This window comes from Pseudoalteromonas luteoviolacea NCIMB 1944 (assembly GCF_001625565.1).
In the GTDB taxonomy this organism is placed as follows: domain Bacteria; phylum Pseudomonadota; class Gammaproteobacteria; order Enterobacterales; family Alteromonadaceae; genus Pseudoalteromonas; species Pseudoalteromonas luteoviolacea_F.
In genome coordinates, this window is record NZ_AUXS01000032.1 from 256,222 (window position 1) to 281,848 (window position 25,627).

Annotated in this window: 21 protein-coding genes and 1 pseudogene; 7 read left to right on the forward strand and 15 right to left on the reverse strand. The window is 42.1% G+C overall.

Annotation, left to right across the window (positions count from 1 at the left end; all coding sequences use genetic code 11):
* Nucleotides 1-18: 18 nt before the first annotated feature.
* Both N483_RS12505 and N483_RS12510 read left to right on the forward strand, forming a co-directional pair.
* Nucleotides 19-684: a DUF2589 domain-containing protein gene (locus N483_RS12505; protein WP_023401503.1), complete on the forward strand. Its 666-nt coding sequence runs from the start codon at nt 19-21 to the stop codon at nt 682-684.
* Nucleotides 685-695: 11 nt separating this feature from the next.
* On the forward strand, nt 696-905 hold the full coding sequence (locus N483_RS12510) for a hypothetical protein (protein ID WP_023401502.1): 210 nt from the start codon (nt 696-698) through the stop codon (nt 903-905).
* Between the two features lie 85 nt (nt 906-990).
* Here the strand turns inward: N483_RS12510 and N483_RS12515 are convergent, their stop codons facing one another.
* The gene (locus N483_RS12515) at nt 991-2,916 is read right to left on the reverse strand and encodes an alpha/beta hydrolase family protein (RefSeq protein ID WP_023401501.1); all 1,926 of its coding nucleotides are present in this window, start codon (nt 2,914-2,916) and stop codon (nt 991-993) included.
* Between the two features lie 600 nt (nt 2,917-3,516).
* On the opposite strand from N483_RS12515, the pseudogene N483_RS27625 reads away from it, so the two are divergent.
* Nucleotides 3,517-4,638 (forward strand): annotated as a pseudogene (locus N483_RS27625) (methyl-accepting chemotaxis protein); the annotation flags it as partial.
* Between the two features lie 563 nt (nt 4,639-5,201).
* Here the strand turns inward: N483_RS27625 and N483_RS12525 are convergent.
* The 10 genes from N483_RS12525 to N483_RS12570 all read right to left on the reverse strand — a co-directional run bounded on the left by N483_RS12525 (nt 5,202) and on the right by N483_RS12570 (nt 15,409).
* A complete protein-coding gene (locus N483_RS12525; protein ID WP_023401499.1) occupies nt 5,202-5,399 on the reverse strand; it encodes a hypothetical protein in 198 nt (65 codons plus the stop codon).
* 317 nt (nt 5,400-5,716) lie between these two features.
* Nucleotides 5,717-6,061, reverse strand: coding sequence for a hypothetical protein (locus tag N483_RS12530; protein ID WP_155250819.1), 345 nt, complete (start codon nt 6,059-6,061; stop codon nt 5,717-5,719).
* Between the two features lie 72 nt (nt 6,062-6,133).
* Nucleotides 6,134-6,508, reverse strand: a complete 375-nt coding sequence (locus tag N483_RS12535) for a hypothetical protein (RefSeq protein ID WP_023401497.1) — start codon at nt 6,506-6,508, stop codon at nt 6,134-6,136.
* Nucleotides 6,509-6,612: 104 nt separating this feature from the next.
* Nucleotides 6,613-8,088: a cytochrome P450 gene (locus N483_RS12540; protein WP_023401496.1), complete on the reverse strand. Its 1,476-nt coding sequence runs from the start codon at nt 8,086-8,088 to the stop codon at nt 6,613-6,615.
* A gap of 3 nt (nt 8,089-8,091) precedes the next feature.
* On the reverse strand, nt 8,092-8,700 hold the full coding sequence (locus tag N483_RS12545) for a chorismate--pyruvate lyase family protein (protein WP_023401495.1): 609 nt from the start codon (nt 8,698-8,700) through the stop codon (nt 8,092-8,094).
* An 18-nt stretch (nt 8,701-8,718) separates the two neighbouring features.
* The gene (locus N483_RS12550) at nt 8,719-10,266 is read right to left on the reverse strand and encodes an NAD(P)-binding domain-containing protein (protein WP_023401494.1); all 1,548 of its coding nucleotides are present in this window, start codon (nt 10,264-10,266) and stop codon (nt 8,719-8,721) included.
* Between the two features lie 111 nt (nt 10,267-10,377).
* On the reverse strand, nt 10,378-11,934 hold the full coding sequence (locus N483_RS12555; RefSeq protein ID WP_023401493.1) for an amino acid adenylation domain-containing protein: 1,557 nt from the start codon (nt 11,932-11,934) through the stop codon (nt 10,378-10,380).
* Nucleotides 11,931-13,073, reverse strand: a complete 1,143-nt coding sequence (locus tag N483_RS12560; RefSeq protein WP_023401492.1) for an acyl-CoA dehydrogenase family protein — start codon at nt 13,071-13,073, stop codon at nt 11,931-11,933. Before N483_RS12560 ends, N483_RS12555 begins: the two co-directional genes overlap by 4 nt.
* 42 nt (nt 13,074-13,115) lie before the next feature.
* The gene (locus N483_RS12565) at nt 13,116-14,336 is read right to left on the reverse strand and encodes an NAD(P)/FAD-dependent oxidoreductase (RefSeq protein ID WP_023401491.1); all 1,221 of its coding nucleotides are present in this window, start codon (nt 14,334-14,336) and stop codon (nt 13,116-13,118) included.
* Complete coding sequence (locus tag N483_RS12570) at nt 14,333-15,409, reverse strand: alpha/beta fold hydrolase (protein ID WP_023401490.1); 1,077 nt, start codon at nt 15,407-15,409, stop codon at nt 14,333-14,335. Before N483_RS12570 ends, N483_RS12565 begins: the two co-directional genes overlap by 4 nt.
* A gap of 285 nt (nt 15,410-15,694) precedes the next feature.
* Between N483_RS12570 and bmp8 the strand changes: the two genes are divergently transcribed.
* The 3 genes from bmp8 to N483_RS12585 are packed head-to-tail and all read left to right on the forward strand — an operon-like array spanning nt 15,695 to nt 17,875.
* Nucleotides 15,695-16,285: a tribromopyrrolyl-2-carboxylate decarboxylase Bmp8 gene (gene bmp8 / locus N483_RS12575; protein WP_023401489.1), complete on the forward strand. Its 591-nt coding sequence runs from the start codon at nt 15,695-15,697 to the stop codon at nt 16,283-16,285.
* 10 nt (nt 16,286-16,295) lie between these two features.
* A complete protein-coding gene (locus N483_RS12580) occupies nt 16,296-16,616 on the forward strand; it encodes a 2Fe-2S iron-sulfur cluster-binding protein (protein ID WP_023401488.1) in 321 nt (106 codons plus the stop codon).
* A gap of 11 nt (nt 16,617-16,627) precedes the next feature.
* On the forward strand, nt 16,628-17,875 hold the full coding sequence (locus tag N483_RS12585) for an NAD(P)/FAD-dependent oxidoreductase (protein WP_023401487.1): 1,248 nt from the start codon (nt 16,628-16,630) through the stop codon (nt 17,873-17,875).
* A 308-nt stretch (nt 17,876-18,183) separates the two neighbouring features.
* Here the strand turns inward: N483_RS12585 and N483_RS12590 are convergent, their stop codons facing one another.
* The 4 genes from N483_RS12590 to N483_RS12605 all read right to left on the reverse strand — a co-directional run bounded on the left by N483_RS12590 (nt 18,184) and on the right by N483_RS12605 (nt 24,284).
* Complete coding sequence (locus tag N483_RS12590) at nt 18,184-21,315, reverse strand: efflux RND transporter permease subunit (protein ID WP_023401486.1); 3,132 nt, start codon at nt 21,313-21,315, stop codon at nt 18,184-18,186.
* Complete coding sequence (locus tag N483_RS12595) at nt 21,312-22,664, reverse strand: efflux RND transporter periplasmic adaptor subunit (protein WP_023401485.1); 1,353 nt, start codon at nt 22,662-22,664, stop codon at nt 21,312-21,314. Before N483_RS12595 ends, N483_RS12590 begins: the two co-directional genes overlap by 4 nt.
* Nucleotides 22,648-23,304, reverse strand: coding sequence for a TetR/AcrR family transcriptional regulator (locus N483_RS12600; RefSeq protein WP_023401484.1), 657 nt, complete (start codon nt 23,302-23,304; stop codon nt 22,648-22,650). Before N483_RS12600 ends, N483_RS12595 begins: the two co-directional genes overlap by 17 nt.
* Nucleotides 23,305-23,384: 80 nt before the next feature.
* Nucleotides 23,385-24,284 (reverse strand): sulfite exporter TauE/SafE family protein, encoded by a 900-nt coding sequence (locus N483_RS12605; protein WP_036977227.1) that lies wholly within the window; start codon nt 24,282-24,284, stop codon nt 23,385-23,387.
* A 513-nt stretch (nt 24,285-24,797) separates the two neighbouring features.
* Between N483_RS12605 and N483_RS12610 the strand changes: the two genes are divergently transcribed.
* Nucleotides 24,798-25,466 (forward strand): helix-turn-helix domain-containing protein, encoded by a 669-nt coding sequence (locus N483_RS12610; RefSeq protein ID WP_023401482.1) that lies wholly within the window; start codon nt 24,798-24,800, stop codon nt 25,464-25,466.
* Nucleotides 25,467-25,627 lie beyond the last annotated feature (161 nt).

Consider the following 25,627-nt stretch of genomic DNA (forward strand, 5'->3'; position numbering starts at 1 on the left):
AACATAGAAGGATTTAGCATGAACACCAACATTGCCTCCCAATTTTCCGGTCTGCCAATGAAAGCCCTCATTGGCGCACCGTTGAAAGCAGCAACAGACGCCAATGCAATGATAGCCAATGCGCAAACCCAATTTATTTTAACAACGTGCTTTGAAAAAAGTAATGAAAGTGGTGATCAGCTTGTTCCAAAGATGGTTAACTTTACATTGTCTCGCTCTGTGATTGAACAAGATGGCAACATCAGTAAACAGCCAATAAAAATGGACATTTCAATCCCATTGATGACGTTAATTCCGATTAATTCGCTGGCCATCGAAAAGCTAAAAGTCTCTTTTAACATGGAAGTTAAAAGCTCACGCGAAATCAAAAAAAAGGCAACGCAAGAGCAAAAAGAAGTGCCCTCGAAAAGCCGCAGAACAACAGTTCAGGGACGCCGGCAAAGAAGCGCTCAAAGCAAAAAACAAAACAGCGAGCCGAGCTCAGAGCCACAACAAGCACATGACTTCGAGACCGAATTACACGGCTCTTTGGCGAAATCAGCACAAGGAGAGCAACAATCCAGTGCGGCTCATGCCAGCTATGAAGTGACCTTAGAAGCAGGTCAACTGCCATTGCCAAACGGTATCACCACCATATTAGAAATATTCTCAAAAAACATGATGCCATTACCAAGCAAACAGTAAGGAATTTAACAATGAGTATAAAATCCAAATTAGACTGCCCCGAATGCGGTGCACCAATTTACTTTGAGTCAAACCTATTGCTCACAGGCCAATCATTTTCATGTTCTAACAGTCTTTGTGATGTTTCCATCGCCTTAACAGCGACAGATAAAGAGGTGGTATCGGATGCATTCAATAAATTTGAACAAATTCGAAATACCGCATCTTCACAAGCCGGATAACACGACAGTTCAACAAAGCACACATGCCAAACGACAGACTCGTGTTTGGCATGCCTCAAGTCTATTAGCGCTCAATACCCATGGATTATTTAAGCTGTTTATCAAAAAATGCCAACATGGCTTCAAGTGTAGTAATACGATGGGGCTGATAACTCAAGTGGTGATCGCCATCTTCAAGCTCTATGTAAGTGACATCTTGGTTGTGTTCTTTGAGCGCTTTTGCCATTTTTTGACTGTGTTTTACTGGTACAACTGAGTCTTCGCTACCGTGGATCAGAAGTATCGGCTTGGACACCAAGTTGGCAAAATTAATCGGAGATATGTTTTCTAATTTATCGCGGTCTTTTCCTAGTTGTTTGCGGATCACTTCTTTGCTAGTGAAGTACCTGGCCTGTGAATATATAGATGCTAAATCAGTGACACCTGCAAAACTGGCCGCACACTTAAATGTGTCTGGGTGCTTGATCAGGGCCATTATTGCTGCGTAGCCACCATAGCTACCTCCGGCAATGCACATTTGACTCTTATTCGTATAACCCTCGTCAATCAGCCACTTGGCTGCGTCGTCTAAATCGTCCTGCATAGCTTTGCCCCAACCTCCAATCGCAGCTTGCGCAAATTCGAAGCCATAGCCATATGAGCCTCTGAAGTTTGGTTGGAACACAATATAGCCGTGAGAAGCAAAAAACTCAGACCAATAATCATAGCTTTGATAGTCACGTGCTGCTGGGCCACCATGTGGTAGTACAATTGCGGGGTAGTTTTTCCCTGATTTATAACCCTGCGGTAAGGTTATATAAGCTTCTATTTTGATGCCATCTCTTGCTGCATACTCCACCTGTTGCTTGCCCAAATAGGTCTTTTCATTGATCTGCGGATATACCTGAGCTAAATAATAAATCGAGTTGTTTTTTCTATTTCCCAATAAATAACTGCCAGGATCCTTGCTAGATTGGCTATATACTATATAGCTGTTTCCGTGGTTATCCATGTCAGTGATGACGTTAGTTGCATTGGGTAACACCTGAGAAATAGAGGTTTGCAGCGTTCGTAATTCCTCATCCCAATAGTGAATAACATTGTCTATGTTCGAATGAGAATACCCTGCAACAGCTCCTGTTTTTGGAGAGTAAACTAAAGAACCATCAGCGTCATAGTTTGGATCGTGAAACACCAATTCACGAGAAAGAGCCGGATCTGTGATATCCACCTTAAAAATTGACTCTTTATCTTTATGAATGGCTTTTATATAAAGCGTATTCGGATCTATATCAAAACCAAGCACAGCGACTTTATTTTTAGAGAAAACTTCGTAATCGAATATTGTTTTCCATTTATTCGTTTTACTGTCTAGTAAACGATAAAACACACGGGTATCATCCTGATGATATGAAATCCTTACATTGCCTTGTTGATCAGCTATCCAATCAACCACATGCGCTTTAAAGCTCATAACCCGTTTTAAACGCCGCTTCTTTACATTCAGTTTGTAAACACCTGGGCGGTTTCGTTGTTTAAGATCAATAGAAACCAACACGTGATCTGGGTCATCAGGTAGCATACTGATCACATTGTCTTTGAATTGAGAATTATTCTGCCCTCTTTTCGGTCGAATAACCGCTTGCGTGCCTTTTTTCTTTTTCGTTAAGTCATAACTTAGTAACTCTGTGCGCGTATATCTTATAAGGCCTTGTCTTTCTGTGTATGAGACGCCCAATAATAAAATGTCCTCATTAACCCAGTCGAACCAATTAAGTTTTGCATTTAGGTTGTCGGTTTTTGTCACTGGGTAAACTTTGCCTGTTGTCGCTTCTTGTATTACTAAAATTAATACTCCGCCACGATTTACTACATAGGCATATTTAGAGCCATTTGGAGAAAGGTTAAATTGGCTTACATTCGGCAAGCTCGCATGAGCTTCAATAGGTAGGATTGGCTGTTTACTAGCTAACACACCGAAATGAAACGTTGTTATTATTATTGCGATGAAGATCCAAAGCGGCTGACGCATTATATTCCTATTGTTTAATTAATTCCCAAACAGGAATTATCAAACACATTAAATCCACTTTCTACAACTTTTCCTAAAGCATATCGAAAAAAGCCTATTAATTACAAAAACAAAATAAAAAGAAAAGAAAAACCAACAACCTTTAACTTTATTTTAATGATGCATCATTTGAATACACGCCCTCATTGGCCCTCAACAAAAGACAAATAAACGCACCATTAAGAATAAATTAAACACAAAATTATTAATAATTAGGTCAAAAAAAGCAGCAATAACACCTTAACTAAAATAACCTCAATTAGAGACGCCCCTTTCAACACACAGCCAAGTCATTGTTTTTATTATCTTAAATCACAAAACTCACGAAGAAAGCGTTTATAATTGGTACTTAATGATGAAATTTAGCGTCAAATATTGACTTTTAAAGCCACATCACAATAATTCGCCAATCCTGAACAATCATCACAAGGTTTACGAACATCAATGTTTAGTATTGGAAAAGAGAGAAAAGCACTTCAACAAGCCCTTGCTATAGAGAAACAAGATCGACAAGCTCTAGAGCAAACCCTTTTTTCTGTCGGCCGCTCTACTGCTATCATTGAGTTCACTCCTGACGGCAAAATCATTACTGCCAACGATAACTTTCTTAAAGTTATGGAGTATGATTTAAGCGAGTTAATAGGTCGACACCACCGAATTTTCTGCGATAAACAATATTCAAGCACTGCCGATTATCAAGCCCTATGGAATAGCTTAAACCGAGGTGAATTTTTCTCCGGTACTATTGAGCGTTTCACAAAATCGGGTAAACAACTGTGGCTTGAAGCCAGTTACAACCCTGTTTTTGACGCAAGTGGAAAACTGTTCAAAATCATTAAATTCGCATCGGATGTGACAAAACGAGAGTATACAGCCGTATCGCAACAAAATCTCATTGATGCTTTATACCGTTCGATGGCAGTCATCGAATTTGATACTTCAGGCAATGTTTTATCGGCAAACGATAACTTTTTGGCTGCGACAGGCTACCGGCTAGATGAAATTAAAGGCCAGCACCACCGTATGTTTTGTCCCGAACATATTGTACGGTCTTCTGAATACAACGCCTTGTGGAGCCAATTGACCAATGGACACTATTTTAGTGGTCAGGTTGAACGTCAGAATAAGCACGGACACGAACTGTGGTTGGAGGCGAGTTACAATCCAATCATAGATAAAAGTGGTAAAGTTATAAAAGTAACTAAATTCGCCTCTGATATAACTGACCGTATTGTAGGTACTCGCCAAGCACAAGAAAAAGTTGGCCAAGCCTCTAACTTGGCTGATAGTGCAGCTCAAAGTGGATCAAAATCTGTTTCAGGCGCAATAGACCTAATGCGATTACTTAGTAAAGATATGGGCACTGCCCTCACTAAAATTGAGGCACTGAATAAGCAGTCAGACCAAATCAATAACATCGTTTCAACCATCAGTGCAATTGCTGAGCAAACAAATTTACTGGCGCTAAACGCAGCAATAGAAGCGGCACGAGCCGGAGAACAAGGTCGAGGGTTTGCGGTGGTTGCCGATGAAGTGCGTCAACTGGCAGCAAGGACAAGCAGTTCAACGACAGAAATCGCCGATGTGGTAAAAGAAAACCTGGCCCATTCAGCCGAGGCATCCGCTTCGATGCGAAAAAGCGCAGAACAAGTCGCTTCAGGCGTCGAGTTAATTGAAGAGCTCAACACCACAATCAATGAAATTAATCAGCAAGTTGACAGTATTGTAAATACGGTCTCAAGGCTTAGATAGCCCATTAAGCAGACTGTACTTGGTGTGATTGCCGTATTTGGATCGCACCTTTTGATTTAGTAGTCGGTTTTCATTACTCTGAGTAATATGTTTTCACCAAGCGATTGAGCTTTACGTGGGTGTATGACGCTCCTTCGTGTCATTTATTCGACCCCCTCATTGCCTATAGCTTTGTATTTTTATCTTTAATACTAAACACTCTACAGCTCCAAAGCCCCGATATTCGAGAAACCCGCTTGGATTTAGAGGAATTTTACTCTATACCTCTTCGCTAATTACTATTATTAGATGGTATATACTCTTATTTTAAAAAAGGGGAAATAACCCCATAAATGTGGGTCAACACCGAAATCAAGCCAAGCATATAGATTCATATAGAGGAAGACTTAACGACAAAGTATATTAAAAATCAGAAAGAAGTAGGCTGGAGAAAGTTAAGGTATAAAATCTACATAAAGGCCAGCAAGTTCTGGCCTTATAGATATTTCGATTACTTATGCACAAGTATTAGTTGTACAGTTCGTATCATTCGGGTCATTTGATAGGCAACCTGTTGATGTTGGTCTATCGCACTCGTTATAAAATGAAATCCATCTACCACCACCAACAATGCCTCGTGTCGCTTTTGTAGGTAATGCAGCTTTGTCGTTTGAAAGAGTCTTAAGTTTTGATTTTTTGAAGTTGAGTTTCATTATAATTCCTTTAACTTTTATTTTTAATTGGCAATAACCCTGCCATAAATTTTATTAGCTCACACTTAATAAAGTACGACCCAAATTAAAATAAACAACAAGAAATATTCAAGCTATTTAATTTAACGACAACAACCTTGTCACAAAAAAATACAAATGTAAAGTCAACATCATAAGTTTTGAAGGTTTCATTTTCTTACTAGTATACCCACCTATATACGGTGGGCGCTAAGTAAGTTTTTGAACCTAAAATCTCGATTTAGCTTTAATCTCCACTTCTTCAGGTACTAAAAATACGCCAGAAATTGCTTTTAGATTTACCTGTTTACCTTCGGGTATAGAAAATTCAAACTTATGTGCCAACTGAGCAAATAAAGTGTGAATAATATACTTACCAAATAGCTCTCCCAAACAATTTCATCTAGCTCCTTTTGCACACGCGCTAGATATTCAGGGAAAGCGGCAAGATATAACAAGGCCCAGCGCATCGAGAATGCGCCAGCGCCCGCAACTTGGGTTAAAGATCCTACGACAATTCCATTGAGGTTAGAGCTAAACTTCTCGATCGCATCACCATATTGTTGATAGTACTTTTCTTGTAAATCCGTAGGCATTAATTCATGGCGCGTGTTGTTTATAAAGCCATTCGGCAACCAGCTCAAACTCTTTTATCGAAAATACTCAGTTCAAATTCACCAAAGCTATCATCAAACATGACTGATACTCTGAACAATTTATAACTTTACACGGGCAATAGACGGACGACTCTGGCCATGTTCAAAGCCGCTAGTACCACAGTGGTTTGCATCAATCGCGATACTCACAGGCTGTTGCGCTGTTTTTGCTGCAAGTAACATAGGATATATATGGTCAACATTGGCATTGTTAGGGTCAACTATGAAAAAGTTACCACTTACTCTGGCGCAGTTTTTAGGATTTGTGAAAACGCTACTACCACCCTCTGTATTAAAAGACACCAATAAATAACCTTCTTTATATCCTGCGCTCAACTCAGCCACATTGACATTAACCAGCCATTTATCAGCACTGTGCGCTTGGGAAATTGAAATGAAAGAGAGAAAAAGTACTACAGAAAAAAACCGAATCATAAAGTATAACAACCATTAATATTAATAAACCACTTATTTTATGATTTTTTAAGGATGGATGCAAAACCATCCTAAGTAGGATGGCCTTGTAATTTATTGCTGAGCTATAATCTCGATTTAGCTTTAATATCCACTTCTTCAGGTACTAAAAATACGCCAGAAATTGCTTTTAGATTTACCTGTTTACCTTCGGGTATAGAAAATTCAAACTTATGTGCCAACTGAGCAAATAAAGTGTGAATAATATACTTACCAAATAGCTCCCCCAAACAACGACGCTGACCTAGACCAAATGGAAATGCCTTGCCCTGTTGCTTTTTACTCAGTTCACCATTGTCATCTAAAAAACGCTCGGGGATAAATTCATCTGGGTTTTCCCACAGCGTCTCGTCACGGGTAATACTGTAATTATTAATCACCAGCGGCGTGCCTTCTGGAATAAAATAACCGTCTAACAAAGTATCTTTGCTAGTTGCATAATTCGCCGCTGGCATAGACGTAATAGAACAGTGACGTAGCACTTCAGCGATAAATGCTTGTGTATAAGGTAAGTCAGCTTTGTGCTTATTGAGCGGTACCTCATCATCCCCAACAACTTCATCTAGCTCCTTTTGCACACGCGCTTGGTATTCAGGGAAAGCGGCAAGATATAACAAGGCCCAGCGCATCGCGAATGCCCCAACGCCACCGCCAGCACCCGCAACTTGGGTTAAAGATCCTACGACAATTTCTTTTTCTCCGATATTTAAGCCCGCTTTAGTCGCATCATCAACACTATCATTCGCTGCGAACAAATAATCACATAAATCGCGATACTCCCCGGCCACATAGTCTTCTTTACGGCGATTCACGTTAAATGAAACATATTGATCTAGACCATTGAGGTTAGAGCTAAACTTCTCGATCGCATCACCATATTGTTGATAGTACCTTTCTTGTAAATCCGTAGGCATTAATTCATGGCGTGTGCTGTTTATAAAACCATTGGGCAACCAACTCAGACTCTTTTCATCGAAGATACTCACTTCAAATTCACCAAAGCGATCATCAAACATGACTTTATGTAAAAAACTGGCGAGCTTTAACGACACCTCGCGATTGGGGTCAAATGATACATCTCCTTGCGCTTTCCACACGGCGGCAATGTCGTTAACCTCTGTGGTCATCCAAGTTTCGATTTGGTCCCAACGGGTTGAAAAATACTCACGCATTGCGTTTGCAAACACTTTTCGGTGGACCTGCCACTGTTCTCCGGCTTCTAATTCTAAAAAGTGCTTTTGTGGTGCGATTTGCAAAATTTCATAGTCCGCTCGAACATTAAATACATCGTTTTGAGCGACCAATGCTTCGCGTACATATTGATAACCATTCAGCGCCACTATTGGGCCCTTGGCTGTTTCTACCGAGTAGATATCTCCATATTTTTTCGACAGAGATTCGATTATTAGGTGAAAATCCTCACCCCAAAAAAACTGCTGTCCATCCTCACTGTCAAATGAAATATGAGGAATTGTCGGAGTTAATTCGTCTAGATTTAATTTGCTTTGTGGTAAAGCTTCTGCTGTATCGGTGTTTTTCATTGGTCAAATCCCACTGACTAAGGTTGATAATTCTGGTGTTGCAAATTGATTGTCGAATTGCTCTGACTGCATGTACCAAGCAAGTGGAAATTTCTCGGTAATGCGAAAAATTTTTCTACCTTGTGAATACACTAAGTAAGTGCGGTACAACACAAGATCTTTGGGCTCTATGGCAAAATGCTGAGACAGCTCATTTGCATACTCAAAGCCCCAAGCGAGCAATGTCTTATACGTTTCTATTTGAAATTTTTCCCATGCTTTGCCAATGGGAATACGTGTTTCAGTTAATGCACGAGAAAAATTCACATTCATATTGCCGTGGTACACTAAAGAGTCTGCATACAAATAAGGCAACCCAGTTTGGTCACCATTAAGCGTGATCACACGCCGCTGGCAATGCATCTCTTCTTCATGTGGTACTACTCCAACTTCCGCTTCGAGCAATTTGTCGACGACAATTTTTTCCCCAACAATGCTTTCTAGCAGCTGGGTTACAGTTCCATCAGTACCTAGAATAATTTTTTGTAGGTAGCTGAGGTTACTCAGGTTATACGCTTGCGTGCTTAAACTATCGTCTAAATTGCACAGGCTTTCATCTGACAATCGAATCATGTCCTTTCCTCGTACTATTTACTTGCTGATCTCGCGTAACCCGTCTAAACGCAAGCGAGACAATAATTTCTGTGCGGCCAGTGCCACTTCAAAATGAATAATTCGCGGCCAGGAACTTATGTTTGGAAAGCTAAGCAAAAATTCTCTTGCCGTGTGAGTCATGTTATTTGGCCCATCAAGACGGTATTGGGCTGCAAACTGCGGATTGTGTAACAACTTTACACGTAACATAGGGTCTTTAAATAAGCTGGGAATTTGAGGCATACAACCAACCAGCTTCGCCACTGAGTCCATGTAGTGACAATAGTTCACAAGAGAAGCGACATGTGGTGTGATCTTGTACTCAGTTTGCCAATGTTTCGTATCGTACTTAATCACGTCATGCATTTCTGATAGTGTTGGCAACTGCGCCTCACCACTTGCGAGCTTGGACAAATAACGGCATTGCATCTCTGCGATAACAGGAATGCCGCCTTGTTGTGGCCTGACAAAGCCAATAAATGATAGTGAATGCCCCATTTCAGGTATAAACATTTGTTTGTAGAGGTCACGCATGTTGGCAATACTGACATCCAAAAACGGGAAGCTCAGCTGATAACCTGTGCAAAAGACAACCGCATCAATCTCTTCACGCGTCCCGTCTTTAAATACTACTGCATTTTTCTCAAACCGTTCTATACCACCAATATTTGGCGTAACCTTACCGTCGGCAATAGGACGAAATAATCGTTCATTTTTAGTCACAGCTTGATGATGAGATGGTCCGGACTTTTTCAGCCACTCACCGCGAATACGCACATGGTCGTTGCGGCTCGTCACATACTTATTGAAAATGCCCTTGGTGATCCCACCGTGGTATCTATGCGGTAATTTATTTACGATCCGTGATGTGAGCCATGATGTATCTATTGTGAAGTACGGATCTTCTTGGAAAGCCATATATCGAGGCGCCACCGCAGGATACCGACGCAGCGATAAAATACACTTTCTCGCCACTTGCGAAATTTCTGATGTGATGTCTGCCGAGCTTTCGCCTAAGCCAACACATAATACCCGTTTGCCAGCATAGTTATGTTTGTCGCGATAATCATTCGAGTGCTCAATGTTTCCTTGATACATATCCAAACCAGGTAAGTCTGGTAACTTAGGCTTTTGGAAATGTCCTGAGCAAACTGCAACCATATCAAACTCTTTTGTTTGTTCGGTATCGGCATTCTTGTAGGTGACGAGCCATTTATCACCTTGCTTTTGAACACAGCATACTTCATGGTCATAATGAATATGCTTAGCTATATCAAAACGTTCAATATATTCGCCCAAGTAGTTGATATACTCTTTTTTTGACCAAAATTTCAACTTTTGATGGTTGGGCACATAGTCTGAGTAGGCCATAAAATAGTTTGAAATAGTCAGGTGTAAGTCGTCATAGATTTTTTTATCTGCGAAAACACCTCCAAAACTTTCTGCTTTTTCAAAACAAGTTACTTGATGGCCGCCATCTGTTAGCTGTTTGACGGCGGCAATACCAGATAAACCAGCACCTATCACTGCTATTGTCTTGTTCATAATTCTCTCCGTGTATAGCAAGGAACTGCACACCACAGCCATAACGGCTCTGCATAAAGCCATATGATATTTGTACAATTCCGAGGTTAATGTTTACTTTGTGTAAACTGGTTACGCACCACTTTGCACAGTATTACTCCCGTGCCGTGGGCGAGTTTCTGATAAGCTTCGACGCGATAATTTGCCGTTACCATTGCGTGGTAATGCATCCCAATAAACAACATGTTCTGGTAGCATGTATTTCGGCAATCGTTTGGCGCAATGCATTTTTAACGTCAGCAATGACGGGGGCTGGGAGCCACATGCGATGTGCGCGATAAGGTTTTTATTTTCATCCAGCTCTACCAAACATTCCTTTATTTCAGGATGCTGATACAAGGCGCGTTCAACCTCACCCAAATGCACTCTGTAGCCTTTAACCTTCACCATATGGTCTTGACGGCCGATATACATCAACTCTCCAAATTCATTGATATAACCAATATCACCCGTGTTATATGCTGCTTGCTGGCGTAACTCTTTGCCCCAATAGCCATCAAAAACAGTTGGACCAACGACAGTTATAAATCCTCTTTCACCTATCTCAACGCCATTACCTTGTTGATCACAAATGGCGATACGAGCCCCACTTGCGGCATAACCGATAGGTAATTCTTCAGGTACACTGTCTGGTACTTTGTAGTAGCTGCATACATTGGTTTCAGTTGGCCCGTAAAAATTAAATAAGTCACTTAAGGGAAACTGCGCTCGCAATAAGGAGAGCGACTTAGTGTCAAAAGCTTCACCTGCAAAAATAATGGTATGAAGCTGCTTACACTTTTGACCAAACTGAGGGTCTGCATTCATCATCATGGTTAATGCCGTTGGCACTGAATACCAAATAGTAATTTCTCGCTCAGCAATAAAATTAACTAACTTTTTAGGCACATAGCTGTCCAGCTCAGAGACAAGGTGCACACTCGCACCTGTTGCCAATGCCACGTAAATATCCAGTACAGACAAATCAAAGTGCCATGGCGCATGATTTGAAAACCTGTCAGATGCAATGGGTTTGATCTTGTCGATCACCCACTGTACAAATGCCAAAGCATTGGCATGACTAATACGAACCCCTTTTGGTACGCCCGTTGAGCCCGAGGTGTAAAGCATGTAGGCTAAGTCGTGAGCGCGCACATCAGAGTCGCTTTTAAACCTCGAGGGCTGACAAACTTCTATATCATGCCAAGTGCAAACTGAATTCAGTTCACAGGCTTGTGTTGCCGCAGCGCTAAGCTCCCCATCACTATCAAGCACGACAAACAGACAGTCATCAGCACGTGTATCGCGATATTGCGCTAATTTCGTTTGGGTCGTAAACATTGCTTTCATCGTGCAGTCGGTGCGAATAATATCAACACGGACCATGGGGTTCATGGGGTCAATGGGCACATATACACCACCCATCTTGGTCACGGCCAACATAGCAGCTAAAGCGCGACATGATTTATCAGCCCAAATGCCAACCCGATCACCCGCTTTTAGGCCTTTGCTTTGCAAAAGTACGGCTATTTGTGTCACTGCAAGAGATAAATCACCATAGCTATATGACTCGTTATTATCGGCCACCGCCAGTGCGTTATCACCTCCTTTGCAGAGTCCCTTGTGTAAAACATCACTGAGTATTTTCATAGCAAGCCCAACCGATTACAGATAAGTTCTCGTTGAATGTCTGAAGTCCCTGAAAACAGCACTGACCCCAATGCGTCGCGAATACTCGAGTCCACACCACTTTCTTGCAGATAACCTAGAGCACCATGCACACGGATCGAGTCTATCCCTGACTGTACAAAAGCTTCACTGATCGCAAGCTTGCTTGAAGCAACGGCTTTGGTGTTATCAACATTTTGTGACTTTTGCCAAGCTGCAAAGTACAGCAGCAAACGGGCACTTTGTAGACGGACTTCCATATCGGCAATACGGTGAGATACAGCTTGAAATTTGCTGATGGTTTGATCACCTTGCTTACGCGTATTTGCATAGTCAATACAGCGCTCTAAATCACGCTGCATCACGCCAATAAATAAAGCAAATAAGCAGCAACGTTCCCAGTCCATTGACGCGGCAAAAATTCTCGCACCTTGCCCCTCACTGCCAAGTACATAATCTTTGTGCACTTTAACTTCATCGAAAAAAACTTGATTAAGTTGCGCTGAGTTTAAGCCCAGTTTTTTATAGCTATTCCCTACTTCAATGCCTGGTAAATCCGCAGGCACCACAAAAGCGGTTTGGCCCAGGTAACCGAATTTAGCATTCGTAGTGGCATACAGTACAAAGTAGTCAGCCACACCGCCGTTTGTCACATACGACTTCGCGCCCTGAATGATGTAATAATCACCCTCACGCCATGCCTTAGTTGTTAACTTTGCGATGTTAGAACCAGCTTCTGCTTCAGAAATCGCATTGGCAGCAATCTTTTCTCCGCTTGCCAATAAAGGCAGTAACTGCTGTTTTAATTGTTCACTGCCATGCTCATAAATCGGCATCGCACAGGCAAACGTGTGTGCTGCACCCGCAAATAAAATACCGGTATCTGCGCAGCCTTGACCCAAGCCTTCTAGGACTTTGACCGTTGTCAAAATGTCAAAGCCGCTCCCAGATGGCGAATACTTGCTGTCGATTGGTAGTCCAAAGTAGCCAAACTCGCCAAGCGCACGCCATGCATCCATTGGGAACTCCCCCTGCGGCAACTTAGAAAAATCTAAGTCTTGTGCAAAGCTCAGTGCATGCTCAAACAACTCGAGCTGATCCTCATTCCACTCAAAGTTCATAATCAATCCTTCCCTTAGAAGGAAAAGCGCAGTGCTTTTCCTTTACCCTACCATTTGCTTGCGATCGTACTCTTCAATGGCATTTCTGAAGATTGTTGGCGCTTTCCAGCCCTCACAATCAAAACAGCAGCCACCCAGAAGTCGAATAACTTCGTCACGTAGATCAGGGTTTTGCATCTGATAACCAAAGAAAATTGGGTAGATCCAGAAGTAGCGGATCAAATCTGCTGCAATTTGCTGCCCACCGTTACTCCAGTCTCGATAAGCATAAAATGGGGTTTTCCAATCATTTCCATCGATGGCTTGCTTGATTGCATCCGCAGCACGGATCCCCTCCTTCATAGCAAAAGACACACCGTAAGAGAAAATTGGGTCCAAGAATCTGTGCGCATCACCAATACACAGCCAGCCGTCACCAACAAAGGGTTCAATGCGGTATGAAAAGTCAGCCATGGACTGAGAATCACCGATACGCTCAGCATTTTGGAAGCGACGTCTGATCTCTGGGCTAATATTTTCCATTCCCCATTCGATAGCATCATCTGGGTTTTTACATTCTTTGTAGTAGAGGTCTTTTGGGATCACTATCCCTAAGCTGTCAGTATCTGGTGAAATAGGAATGATCCATGACCAGTGGTATTGTTTTGAATACAAAATGGTGGTGTTTGTCGAAAACGGCGGCAAATCACGTTCAACCCCCTTATAGTGTGCAAATGAAGCAATCTGCTGGGAAAAGAACTCAATCTCACGCTTTCCTGCGATGCCCTTTCTCGATAAGAAGGTATTTTGTCCACTGGCATCGACCAACACTTTTGAACGCACTTGGTGTTCCATATCATCAGCTTTGTATATAGCGCCAACAACTTTGCCGTCATGCTTGATCACATCCTTAACTAAGCCTTGTTGGTATTCAACACCATGTTCTAACGCCTTACGCTTGAGCATATTGTCAAAGTCACTGCGTTTAACTTGCCAAGTAGGTGCCAAAATTGGAATGAAGAACTCGTTTTTAGACAATGATCCGATAACATTTACACCCGGTTTATCAGGAAAACCAGCTGCATCCATTTCTTCTGCCAGACCTAAGTCTCTGATGATCTGACCAGCGTTTCCTGTCAGCGACTCGCCAATATGGAAGCGCGGAAATTCATCTTTTTCAATGCATAAAACTGACAGACCTTTTTTACGACATTCAATGCCACATAAGCTTCCAGCAGGACCACTGCCAATAATAACTACATCGTAACTCTTAAATTCGCTCATGCCATGTCCACCTTAGTTAAGAAGTCTTCAACAACCCAGACAAACTCTTCTGGACGCTCAGATGCCGAAAAGTGACCACATCGAGATAACCGAGTGACAGTGGCATTTTCAAGTTTTTCGGCGGCTTTTTCGCTCCATTCAGGTGGAATAATTTGGTCGTGGTTTCCTGCAACAAACAAGGTCGGAACAGTGACATTATCAAATGTCGTTGCCATCGACTTTTTCGCATATTCATCTAGGAAGGCGTGATATGCCGGGCGAGACAGCACATCATTTAGCAAGTCTTCCAAAGCTGGTGTCATTTTTGGTGGATGGTAATACGCTGCGGCCAAAAACTGTTCGGGGTTAGCAGACATTTTTTTCAAATCTCCCCACCAGCTCTCTACATCTTCAACCAAACCAAATCCGGTGCAGACCAATGCTTTAACTTTGTCAGGGTGGCGCCTAGCAATTTCCGTTGCAATCATGCTGCCGGCAGAGTTCGCAACCAATACCCAATCTTTTTCTTCCAGTGTTTCAAGATATTGCAACGTATATTCTACGTGGTCAACATATGAAGGAGAGTCGTTTTCACTCTCGCTTAGGCCAAACCCTGCTAAATCAAGTGCAACAGCGTTGTGACGTCCCTGAACGGAGCGCAGTGTAGAAGACCAAGACGTCGAAGGGTTACCTAATGCTGGAAGCAAAATCCACAGAGGACCGTCTCCTTTGACGCGTAATGTATGCTGTTTAAAGCCACTGCCCGCTTGCACCAATTCACTTTGAATACCGTAGCTTTGCTGCAGTTTAACTAAGCGGTCTAGCTCAGAGCTTGCTTCTTGTGTCTGGCTTTGCTCCTCAGTGCTTAACACTTTGATTAAAGCGCATAGGGTCTCAATATTTTCAAAGTGTACTGGCGTAATATCATGCTCTGGGATTTTGGCACCATAACGCTGGTCAACATGAGCGAGCAGCCTGACCATGGATAAAGAGTTTAAAATTCCAAGTTCCAGTAATGGGGTATGTTGATCTAGATCGGGTGCCGCCCCTTCTAGTAAGTCTTGATTTATAAATTCAATAAGTTCTTCAATCATCCTAGTTTCCTATCTAGTCTGGCAATATTGTTAACCCTCAAAAAACATTCAAAACCAAAATTTGGTTTTGCGTATCATCAGGCAGATTTTCTTTTGGCACTCAACTCAAGCAACCTTGACTGTGTGCTTGTGCTTAATTCGTTCGCCTATAAAAACTCTATCGCTATCTAGTTTTTTACAACATAGCCCCAGTGGACTATCCCTTTGGTCCGAACGGACTATAGGCAGCAATGAGTAAAAAACTTACTTTGTTGGCATGATCACTAAGTTAGGAAACAAGGGAATATGAAACAGGGTAATAACCATTTGGTAACTCCAGTAGAAAGAGCTGCAACGCCACATCTGGAACCAATCTATCAAGCTATTGAAAACAATCTTGGGTTTATCCCAAATGGCATTCTCACCATGGCTAAAAACCCAATGCTTGCACAAGCATTTGGACAACTATTTGGCTGTTTGAGTAGATTCGAGCACATTAACAGCGAGCTTAAATGGGCAATTGCAACCATCAGTAGTAATGCTGCGGGGTGCCAATACTGCCAAGGCCACTTTTCTCACATCGCCAGTCGTGTAAACGTCAATAGAGCTAAGGTTTTGGCGGCATTTGAATTTGAAACAAACGTGCTTTTTGATGACGCAGAACGTGCTGCACTGCGCTTTGCTTTTGCATGCAGTACTTCACCTGCACACCTTGAAAAATCACACTACGAGACATTGGGCAAACATTACTCAGAAGAGGCTGTAATTGAAATTGCTGCTGTGATTGCCATTTGTGGCTTCCTTAACCGCTGGAACACCGCCATGGATAGCCAACTTGAAGCGGATCCAGCTGCCATTCTCGACGAAATAAATCAGATCACTAAATTTACCGTATAAGGACAACATTATGCCTGAGATTACATTTATAGATTTTGCAGGGAACGAAACCAAGGTAGATGTACCAAATGGCACATCATTGATGCAAGCTGCCATGGAAAATATGGTCGAGGGCATTGAAGCTGAATGCGGAGGCTCAGGTAGCTGCGCCACTTGTCACTGTTACTTGACGACTGATTGGCAAGGAAAAATTGCCGAACCCAACAGCAATGAAAGCGATATGTTGGAATTGGTTGCTGAGCCAAAGGATCTAAGTAGGCTAAGCTGCCAAGTTATGGTTTCAGATGAACATCATGGCTTGCAAGTCCACTTACCAAAATCGCAATACTAAAGGAGCTAAAGATGCAAAGGTGTGTCATTATCGGTGGAGGTCATGCGGGCGCCCAAGCGTGTACCAGCTTACGAAGAGAAGGATGGACGGGTCAGATCATATTACTAACCGATGAAGACAGCTTGCCGTATCATCGCCCACCACTGTCAAAAACCTATCTACAAAACAAAGTCAGTGCCCAGCAGTTACTTATCCGGCCGCTAAATGCGTATAGAAAGGACGACGTCGAAGTAAAATTAAATACGCGTGTTGAGCGTATCGAGCCCGCCATACAAAGTATTGTGTTACAAACCGGCGAGCGCCTAAGTTACGACAAGTTATTAATTTGTACTGGCAGCCGCGCAAGGAAAGCGGACTGCATGGGAGCTGATCTTAACAATGTTTTTTATATAAAAACCCTCAAAGATATTGAAAAGCTATCCGCATCAATAAATTCCGAAAAAGGGAAACCGAATAAACGTAGAATTGTCATGGTCGGTGGAGGCTACATCGGATTGGAAACGGCTGCGGTGCTTAAGAAAATGGGCCATGATGTATCTATTATCGAGCGGGAATCAAGACTATTGGCTAGGGTGACAGCTCAAAGTATTTCATCCTTTTATCACAAGCTACATAAAAGCAATGGCATAAAAATATTCACCGATACCAACGTCATTGCTTTTCAGGGCAAAGACACCGTTAGTACCGTGTTATGCGAAGACAAAGTGATCCCTGCTGATATTGTGGTTGTTGGAATTGGTGCTAAAACCAACGTCGAGCTGGCAAAAAGTGCAGGGTTATTAATTGAAAATGACGGAATTGTCATTAATGAACTCTGTCAAACCACAGATAACAATATTTATGCCGCAGGCGATTGCACAATAGGTATAGAGCATCATAGTGGATTGGCCACTAGGATAGAATCCGTGCCCAATGCTCTAGAGCAAGCAAAAACAGCCGCCGCGACGATATGCGGTAAACATAAACCTGTCACAGCAGTGCCTTGGTTTTGGTCTGATCAATTCGATTGTAAAATTCAAATTGCCGGACTTAATCAAGGTTATGACGAAACCATTTTACGTCAATGCAACGAGCAAGCACTGTCACTGTGGTACCTCAAACAAGGTAAAGTCATTGCCGCAGATTGCATCAATTGCGCCAAAGAGTTTATGGCCGCAAAGAAAATCATTGCACTAAAGTTACCCATACCCAAAGAAACATTACTTAATACCGACATTGACCTATTTCAAGCACTGGCCCAACTCACACAGCCAAGCTAGCCATCTCACATAAAACGGCGCACACCCCAAGCGTGAAAGCCAAAAGAGCCCGTCAAGGGCTCTTTTTTTCCTTAAAGGCTCATTTATTGATAGTTAAAACCCCAGCTCAGAATCAAAACAAATTGAAATACGCTCTAGGATTTTGCCCGCCACAACGAACTCATAGTTAAAACTGGCTTATCAATTAATGAGGGCTTACTTAACATCGAGTATCTCGATGGCGTCCCCCTTGCCATAGCCGGCGCAGAATTAAATATGAAGATCAATCGCGTGCATATCGTACTGCGCTATATATGCACGCAAAATGCTTAGACGTGAACTGACTTATGGGAAGTGTGTGGCTTTGCGACACCAAAGTCTTCTAAGATACTGTAAAGACATGGTAATACCAAAAGCACCAAGCATGTGGATGCCATAATGCCAAAAACAATACTGGTCGCCAGTGGTATCAATATCTGAGCCTGCAGACTGCTTTCAAACAATAAAGGAGTCATCCCTGCAATAGTTGTGACAGACGTGAGTACCACGGCACGAAATCTATCATGGCTTGCCTGAGCGGCAGCATCATGTACGCTCATTCCTTGTTTTACTCGGCTTTTAACAAATTGAACCAATAATATAGAGTCGTTTACGACAATGCCCGCAAGTGAAATAAACCCCATGAGCGACGGCATAGAGAAGTTGATCCCCATAATAAAATGTCCCCAAATGACCCCTATCATTGCAAGTGGAATTGAAACCATCACAATAAGAGGTTCAACATAGCTATGGAATTGCAGTGCGAGTAGCAAGAATATGCCAATCATGCCCAAAAGCATTGCTCGACGCATTGAGTTTTGAGTTATCCCTGCGTTTTTAACCTCCCCCTCTATGCTGTATATCAGACTTGGATAATGCGCTTGTAGGTCAGATAAAAACTGCTTTTTCAGATCTTGAACCACAGCAGACGCCGTATTGAGATCACTGTCAACATCTGCATACACAGAAACACTACTCAGGCTATCGATGCGATTTATCACCGCAAAGCCACGCGTTTGTTCAATATCAACCAATGCAGAAAGGGGAATAGCCACCCGAGAAGCCGGGTGAATAATTGGAAAGTTATCAAAGTCGCTGTACTCATCCATACTGGTTTCACTCAACTTGACCGTTACTTCGTAGTCTTCAAGTCCAATATGCGTTTCCAGCAATTTGGTCCCTTGAAATGCAGGCCTTAGTTGGTTGGCAATCGTAGCTGAATTAATCCCTAGCTCCAGCGTGCCTGGCTTTAAAGTTAAAGTATATTCGGGCTTACCTGGCCGCAAGTTATCAGTAATATTTTGCACCCCGTCATACCCTTTTAACCAATTCTTTAGATCATAGGCCGCATGAACAAGTTCAGTGGTGTCCTCACCCATCAATCGAATATCAATCGCACGACCTTGCGGGCCAAGTTTTGGCTCTTTGAAGGACAGTGCCAGTGCTTCTGGCAAATTTCCAAGCTCCGCTCGCCACATATCAGAAAAGGTTTGGATGCTTGTATTTCGTTGCTCTGCGCTCAGTAAATCAACAGATATATATGCCAAATTCGCCCCATGATCTTGGTAGTCAGGGTTTTCACCGTAGGTGATAGTCATAGCCTGTACCAACTGCGCTTCTTCGCCCTCACTAAGCTTTTTATTGGTGCGTTGTAACGCAGCTTCAATCTTTGCCATTGATTGCCGAGTCACCTCAAACGGGGTGCCGTTTGGCATCAACAGCCGCCCTTGCAGTACATCGCCATCAATATCGGGAAACGCCGTAAATTTTAAGGTGCCCGATACCAACATACTCAACGAAAACAAAAAGCACGCAATCACACTTCCAATCACCAAATACCTGTACTTAATAAGGCGATTATTTAAGCCAAGGATTGCATCATTCCAATGCCTAAATTTGCTCTCAAATCGACTGCGGATCACCACCACTTTTTTCGATAGTGCCGTGTCTTTAGCTTTAGATTGCAACGCATGAGTTAAATGATTTGGCAGAATTAAAAACGCCTCTATCAGTGATACCGTGATCACCGAGATAAGCACGATTGGGATCACCTTTAAAATTTGTCCTAAATTTCCCTCGATAAACACTAAACCAACAAAAATACACAAGGTTGTGACAAAAGAAGAGATAACTCCTGGCAAAACCACCATAGTGCCCTGCAACACCGCTTCTTTTACGGCTAAGCCCTGCTCTATTTTGGTACCAATAGACTCAGCGATCACAATGGCATCATCCATTAAAATACCGAGTGCCAGTAGCAAAGCTACCATAGAGAGCATGTTGATTGAGATGCCAAAATGCAGCATTAAAAAAAAGCTTGCTAAGAATGATACAGGTAAGCCCATCACCACCCAAAATGCATATTTGAACGAGAAAAATAGCCACATCACGCCAAACACGAGTAGTAATCCTTGCCACGCATTACTGATCAGTAATGAAATTCTGTCTTTAACTAAGCTGGTATTGTCACTCGTTAATGTTAATAAAACGCTGTCAGGTAAGTTCAATCTGACATCAGCCAATGCAGCTTCTGTCGCCTGTAGTACTCGCAAACTATCGTCTACAGAATTCTTTTTAACCGTTAAAATGGCTGCTTGACGGCCATTGTAATAAATTCGATTTTCATCTTTTTCAAACATGTCTTGAACTTGGCCAAGATCAGCTATGGTCACATCGTTGCCTTGCGTCCCTGACGCAACAACAATATCACTGAGCGCCTCGGTGTCTTTCCTTTCGTCCATTAAGCGGATCTGAGTATCTGCATAAGCCGTGTTGAGTGTTCCAAGGGGTAATTCAATATTTTGCCCAGTTATTCGCTTCCCGAGCTCCTCCATACTCAAACCGTGTTGGCGAAGCATTTCTTGGGACGCCGTGACTCTCAATTGATGCTTTGAGAAATCATTAATTTCAACAATGGGTATATTTGGGTCCCGTAGTAACTGTTGTTTGACTTTTTCAGCCAGTGCCTTCAACTCTACACGGGATAGATCGTTGTGTTTTGACGCAAGCGCTATGCTCACCACCTCTTGTGTTCTACCGCGCTCTTGGATTGTCCACTGTTCAACTTGAGAAGGAAAATCATCAATGGTATCAATGGCATTCTTCACATCGGTAGTAAACTGTTCAAAGTTGCCCTGCTCATACATTTTGACCGTCATTTGGCCAAGGTTTTGCCTTGCAACACAGTGCCGCTCTTCCATGAAGCTAATGCCATCTAATGCATTTTCCAAGCTCAAGCAAATCTTCTGCTCAACATTTTCTGCAGTTGCACCGGGATAAGGAACCAAAATATCGATTTGATAAGTCTCAATTTGCGGCAAAGTTTCGCGCTTAATCTGTGGCAAACTGAAAAGGCCAATGGCCAAAAACAACATCATTAATATATTTGCCGCCGTTGGGTGAGCTATAAAAAAACGGATCATTGATGACGCTCCCTATCGGTAACATCACTGAGTTGCTCAGAGGCTGTTAAATTCAATCGAGTACCTTCAATTGCAGGGAACAAATCGGTTGTAATTAGTCTAGCGCCACTTAGCTTGGGGTTATCAATCAAAAAACTACCAGACTGCTTTATTGCCCCGCGTAATAATACCTTAGTTAATTTGTTATCATCACTCGCAATAAGTGCATGACCATCTCTAATAAAATACCTAGGTACAACAACAAAATCTTGCTCACTTGCCGACAAGGTTACTTTTGCCCTCATCCCTGCAAGTAGTGGCGGCTTTTCACCTAATTCAATTTGTTTGTAACTGTCACTAATTGACACTACGACGCCGACCGTCTGGCTTTGAGGATCAATTTCATCACTGAGCCTTTCAATTGATGCCTTCCAATAAACACCTGGTTGCGCAAGTATTTCAACTTTTGCCTCTAATCCCTGCGCTTTCAAGTAGCTTGCCATGCCACGCTCGGAAATAGTTTGCATACTCGGAGTCCGATTGAAAAAGCTTGAGAACTGGTTAAACGTTTGATAGGTATATTGTGCATTGATCAGCACTTTTTTGATGTCACTGGCACGGAATAAGCTCGTGCCCTTGGTCACCAGCTGCGCTCTTTCAATGTTGACTTGGTGAATACGGCCAGTAAATGGTAAATGAATTTTTGTGCGCTCTATGTCTATACGCGCTTTATTAACATCCGCCTGGGCTTTTTTTACCTGAGCTTGCAGTGCTTTTACTTCCAGTGGCAGTACGTTTTTTTGATTTACATAGCGCTGTAATTCTTGCTGCTGTGCCAGCATATTTTGTTGTGCTTTATCCAGCTCAGCTTGAGACACGCTAGCGTTGTCAAATAAACGTTTTAAACGCCTATGCTCATCGCTAGCAATTTTTAATTTGTGCTCGCTAAGCTTGATGTCTAGTAGGTTGTTCTTTATCGCCGTTCGCTTAACAGCCAGTTCAACTTCAGCGCTAGCTAGACCCGCTTCTGACTTGGCTAACTGCAATTGATAGTCACTGTCATCAATCTCTATCAACAAAGTGCCCTCTTTGAAGATTTCTCCTTTTTTTAATGCCGGGTGCAAATAAGTTACCACCCCCGACACTTGCGCAAGGCTATTGAGCTGAATATTTGGTGTTACCTTGCCATACCCCACAATTTCAGGCCTGATAGCCTGCATGGTGAGTACTTGATACTGGGCAAGTTGGCCAACTTCTTCAATGTCATTATGTTTGGTCGATGATGTTAATCTTACAACTAACAACACCAGTACTATCCCCACTAGGACGGCGATAGGCAGGTTTTTTTTTGCGCTAAAATTCCACCTCATTGATGTTACTCTCCTTAAGTCCATATATGAAATGCCGGTATAAATCCTTCGCCCACGCTTCACCTTGGATCTCGGTATCATCTATTTGCCAAGCTTGCTGACGCAAGGTTTTCAAAATATAGGGAGACACTAAAAGTGTAATGAGCTGAAAAGCGGCTAACTTCGCTTTTTTGGTATCTGAAATGCCTGTTTCTTGTTGAATAAGTGGTGGTAAAAATTTAGATACTCGTGCAGGGAATGCAGCCATAAAAGCCTGAGCTAAAGGCGTTGTTTTATTTAGAACTTCTTCGCTTAACAAATGCACAATACCCGGGTGAGACTGCAAAATTTCGCCAAAACGACGAATAAATAAATACACGGGGTTTTTGTGCTCCCCCAGATCTTCAAACTGGGAAAACTGCTCATCAGCAATAGACTTTATCAATTCAACAAATAAATTCTCTTTGCCACCAAAATAATATTTAATCATTGCCGAGTTGATGCTAGCTTCAGAGGCTATATCTCGGATCGTAATTTGGCTGTAAGACTTAATATTCAGTAATTGCTTGGCTGAGAAGATCAGCTTAGCTTTTTGCTCAGCTTGCTTGACCTCGCATACAGGACGGCCCCGTGTGACTTTTTTTGTGGTCTTTGATTCCATTGTCTATTCTTATTTTTTTAATCGCACGGTTAATTAAATAGAAAGTCGCAGCTACAGTCAAACAAATGTTTAAACTTTGCTCAGACTAGAACACTTCCAGACCACAATTCGTAGCTCGTGAAAGACACTTCCAAAACGATAAGTAACAGTAAGAAACTCACAAGTTGGCCAACTTTCACTTTCGAACAAACATATGCGCCCAGCGGTGCCCCAATGACCACAATAGGAATAGCGGCCAATAAATAGCTTTCTATTTGAGGTGTAATGGCACCTAAATACCAAGCGTTCATGGCGCTGCCAACCAAAGATGTAAACGCCATAACAACCACAGACGTCGCGGTCGCTTTTTTAATATCCGCATTGTAGGCAATGACCAGTAGGGCAAACAACGCAATATCTGATCCAGACCCAACTAATCCACTGGCTATTCCGCCGACAAACGCTACCACCATAAATCGCAAAGTGTTTGGTTCAATCCGCTGTGCGCTGCGCTGATGATGTGCTTTTCGCCACCAACGCAACAACATAGTGACCGCGAAGCACAGCAGTAAAAAGCTGAAAATAGACTTTACCAGTAGCCGAGGTGCGGTAGGTGCAACAAACATTAAGCTTAAAACAACACCAAATGCCGACATTGGCAATGCTAGTAGAACTAAATTTGTATAGATAGGAATACGACGACACAATATTGTAATTGTCGCAGCTGTCATACCAAAGCTTTGAATAGCCAAAGAAAATACTTTGGCAGTACTTGGCTCAATAGCCAGTACCTTGGTCATGACAGGAAATGCTACCGCCCCGCCTCCAAGTGCGGTCCCCCCTGCGACAAAAGAACCCAATGCCATAGTCAATGCAATTTCGAACTCCTGCAATACTTGCAACATCGCGCTTGAAAAGCCTTGCATCCAAATTAGAGTCGCGTAAATCAACAAAGTGAAATAAAGCGGCCAAGTTGCCGGCTGTCTCAATTTTTCTATCATGGTGTTTTTATGTCCCTGCAATCATGACTCGCAGTTTAACAAACGAAAAATAGCCCTGCGAATAGTCTGATTGGACCATTAGGGGTAAAGCCCCACTAGCCATTTGTAGAAGTTTTAAACAGCCTTACGCTTTCGTTAAGTATTAACTTATTTTGTACCTACTTACATTTGACTTAGATCAACTTGACAAATTAAAAACTCGACCTAGCAATACTAAGAACCCAATAATCGGATTAAAAACATAGACTTAAAATTCTAAGACTCTTGGCAACTTTGTTTAAAAATAAACCATATAAAAAAATTAATAACCGTCACAAACACATAAAACAACACTTTTTTAAAATTTAACACTTATTTACCACACAATTCGTTCACTTTTCGTTGATATCAATTAGCCGTTCATGTTTAATTAATCACACGATTAATTAAATAGGTATCGTCACCAATCGTACTTACTGAACACCAGAAAAGTCGATACGCCTATCGAAATCGTATTTGTAAAGGAGAATGCATATGTTTTTGGGCTGCACAAAAGAGCTTTCTAGCGTACTTAAAGCAATAGAGTTGCTTAAAACGTCAATTATTGAACGCTCACTAGATGGAATAGTATTTCAAGAAGCGATGTCGTTTGCCGAATCGGATGAGCTGTATTTAGCTTTAATTGATAAATCCAGCTTAGAAGTCAAAACAGAGTGCTTACGCTCATTTCCACAAGATTTTAAAGAGGATTTACTCACTGTTGCGAAAGTGAAGAAATTCACAAACATCAATATATTGAAGAGCTTATGCAAGGATAGAAACCCATTATCTGATATCACTATTTATGATTTAGATAATCCAAATTCAAACTTTTTAACACTGGTTGCGTTCAACAACAAGCGTTCCAATCGAACTGCGCCCGCTTCTTACTTAATTGAGTTGGTCCTGCCTTACCTGCACAAAGCTCAAATTTCTCGTTATCAAAATGACAAAACCTCTCGCTCCCCTATACAATCACTTACGAACCGAGAAAAAGAAGTACTGGACTGGATATCATCTGGTAAAACAAATGGTGAAATTGGCATGATCTTAGGAATTAGCCAGTACACAGTAAAAAACCATGTTGCAAAAATACTAGAAAAGCTCAATGCCCCAAATCGTTCTGCGGCGATGGCGTTGACCAAAGAGCTGAGCTTTAGCTAAACATAGTTACCTTACAAATACCCGAAACTATTAATAAATTCATTTGGCTGCAGCACTTGCTGCCAAATGAATAACAAGCATACAAACGAAACACACCATGGATTGATTTTTTAGCCTGTAGATATAGGCGGCTTTACGTATTCCCCTGCTCACATGTCATC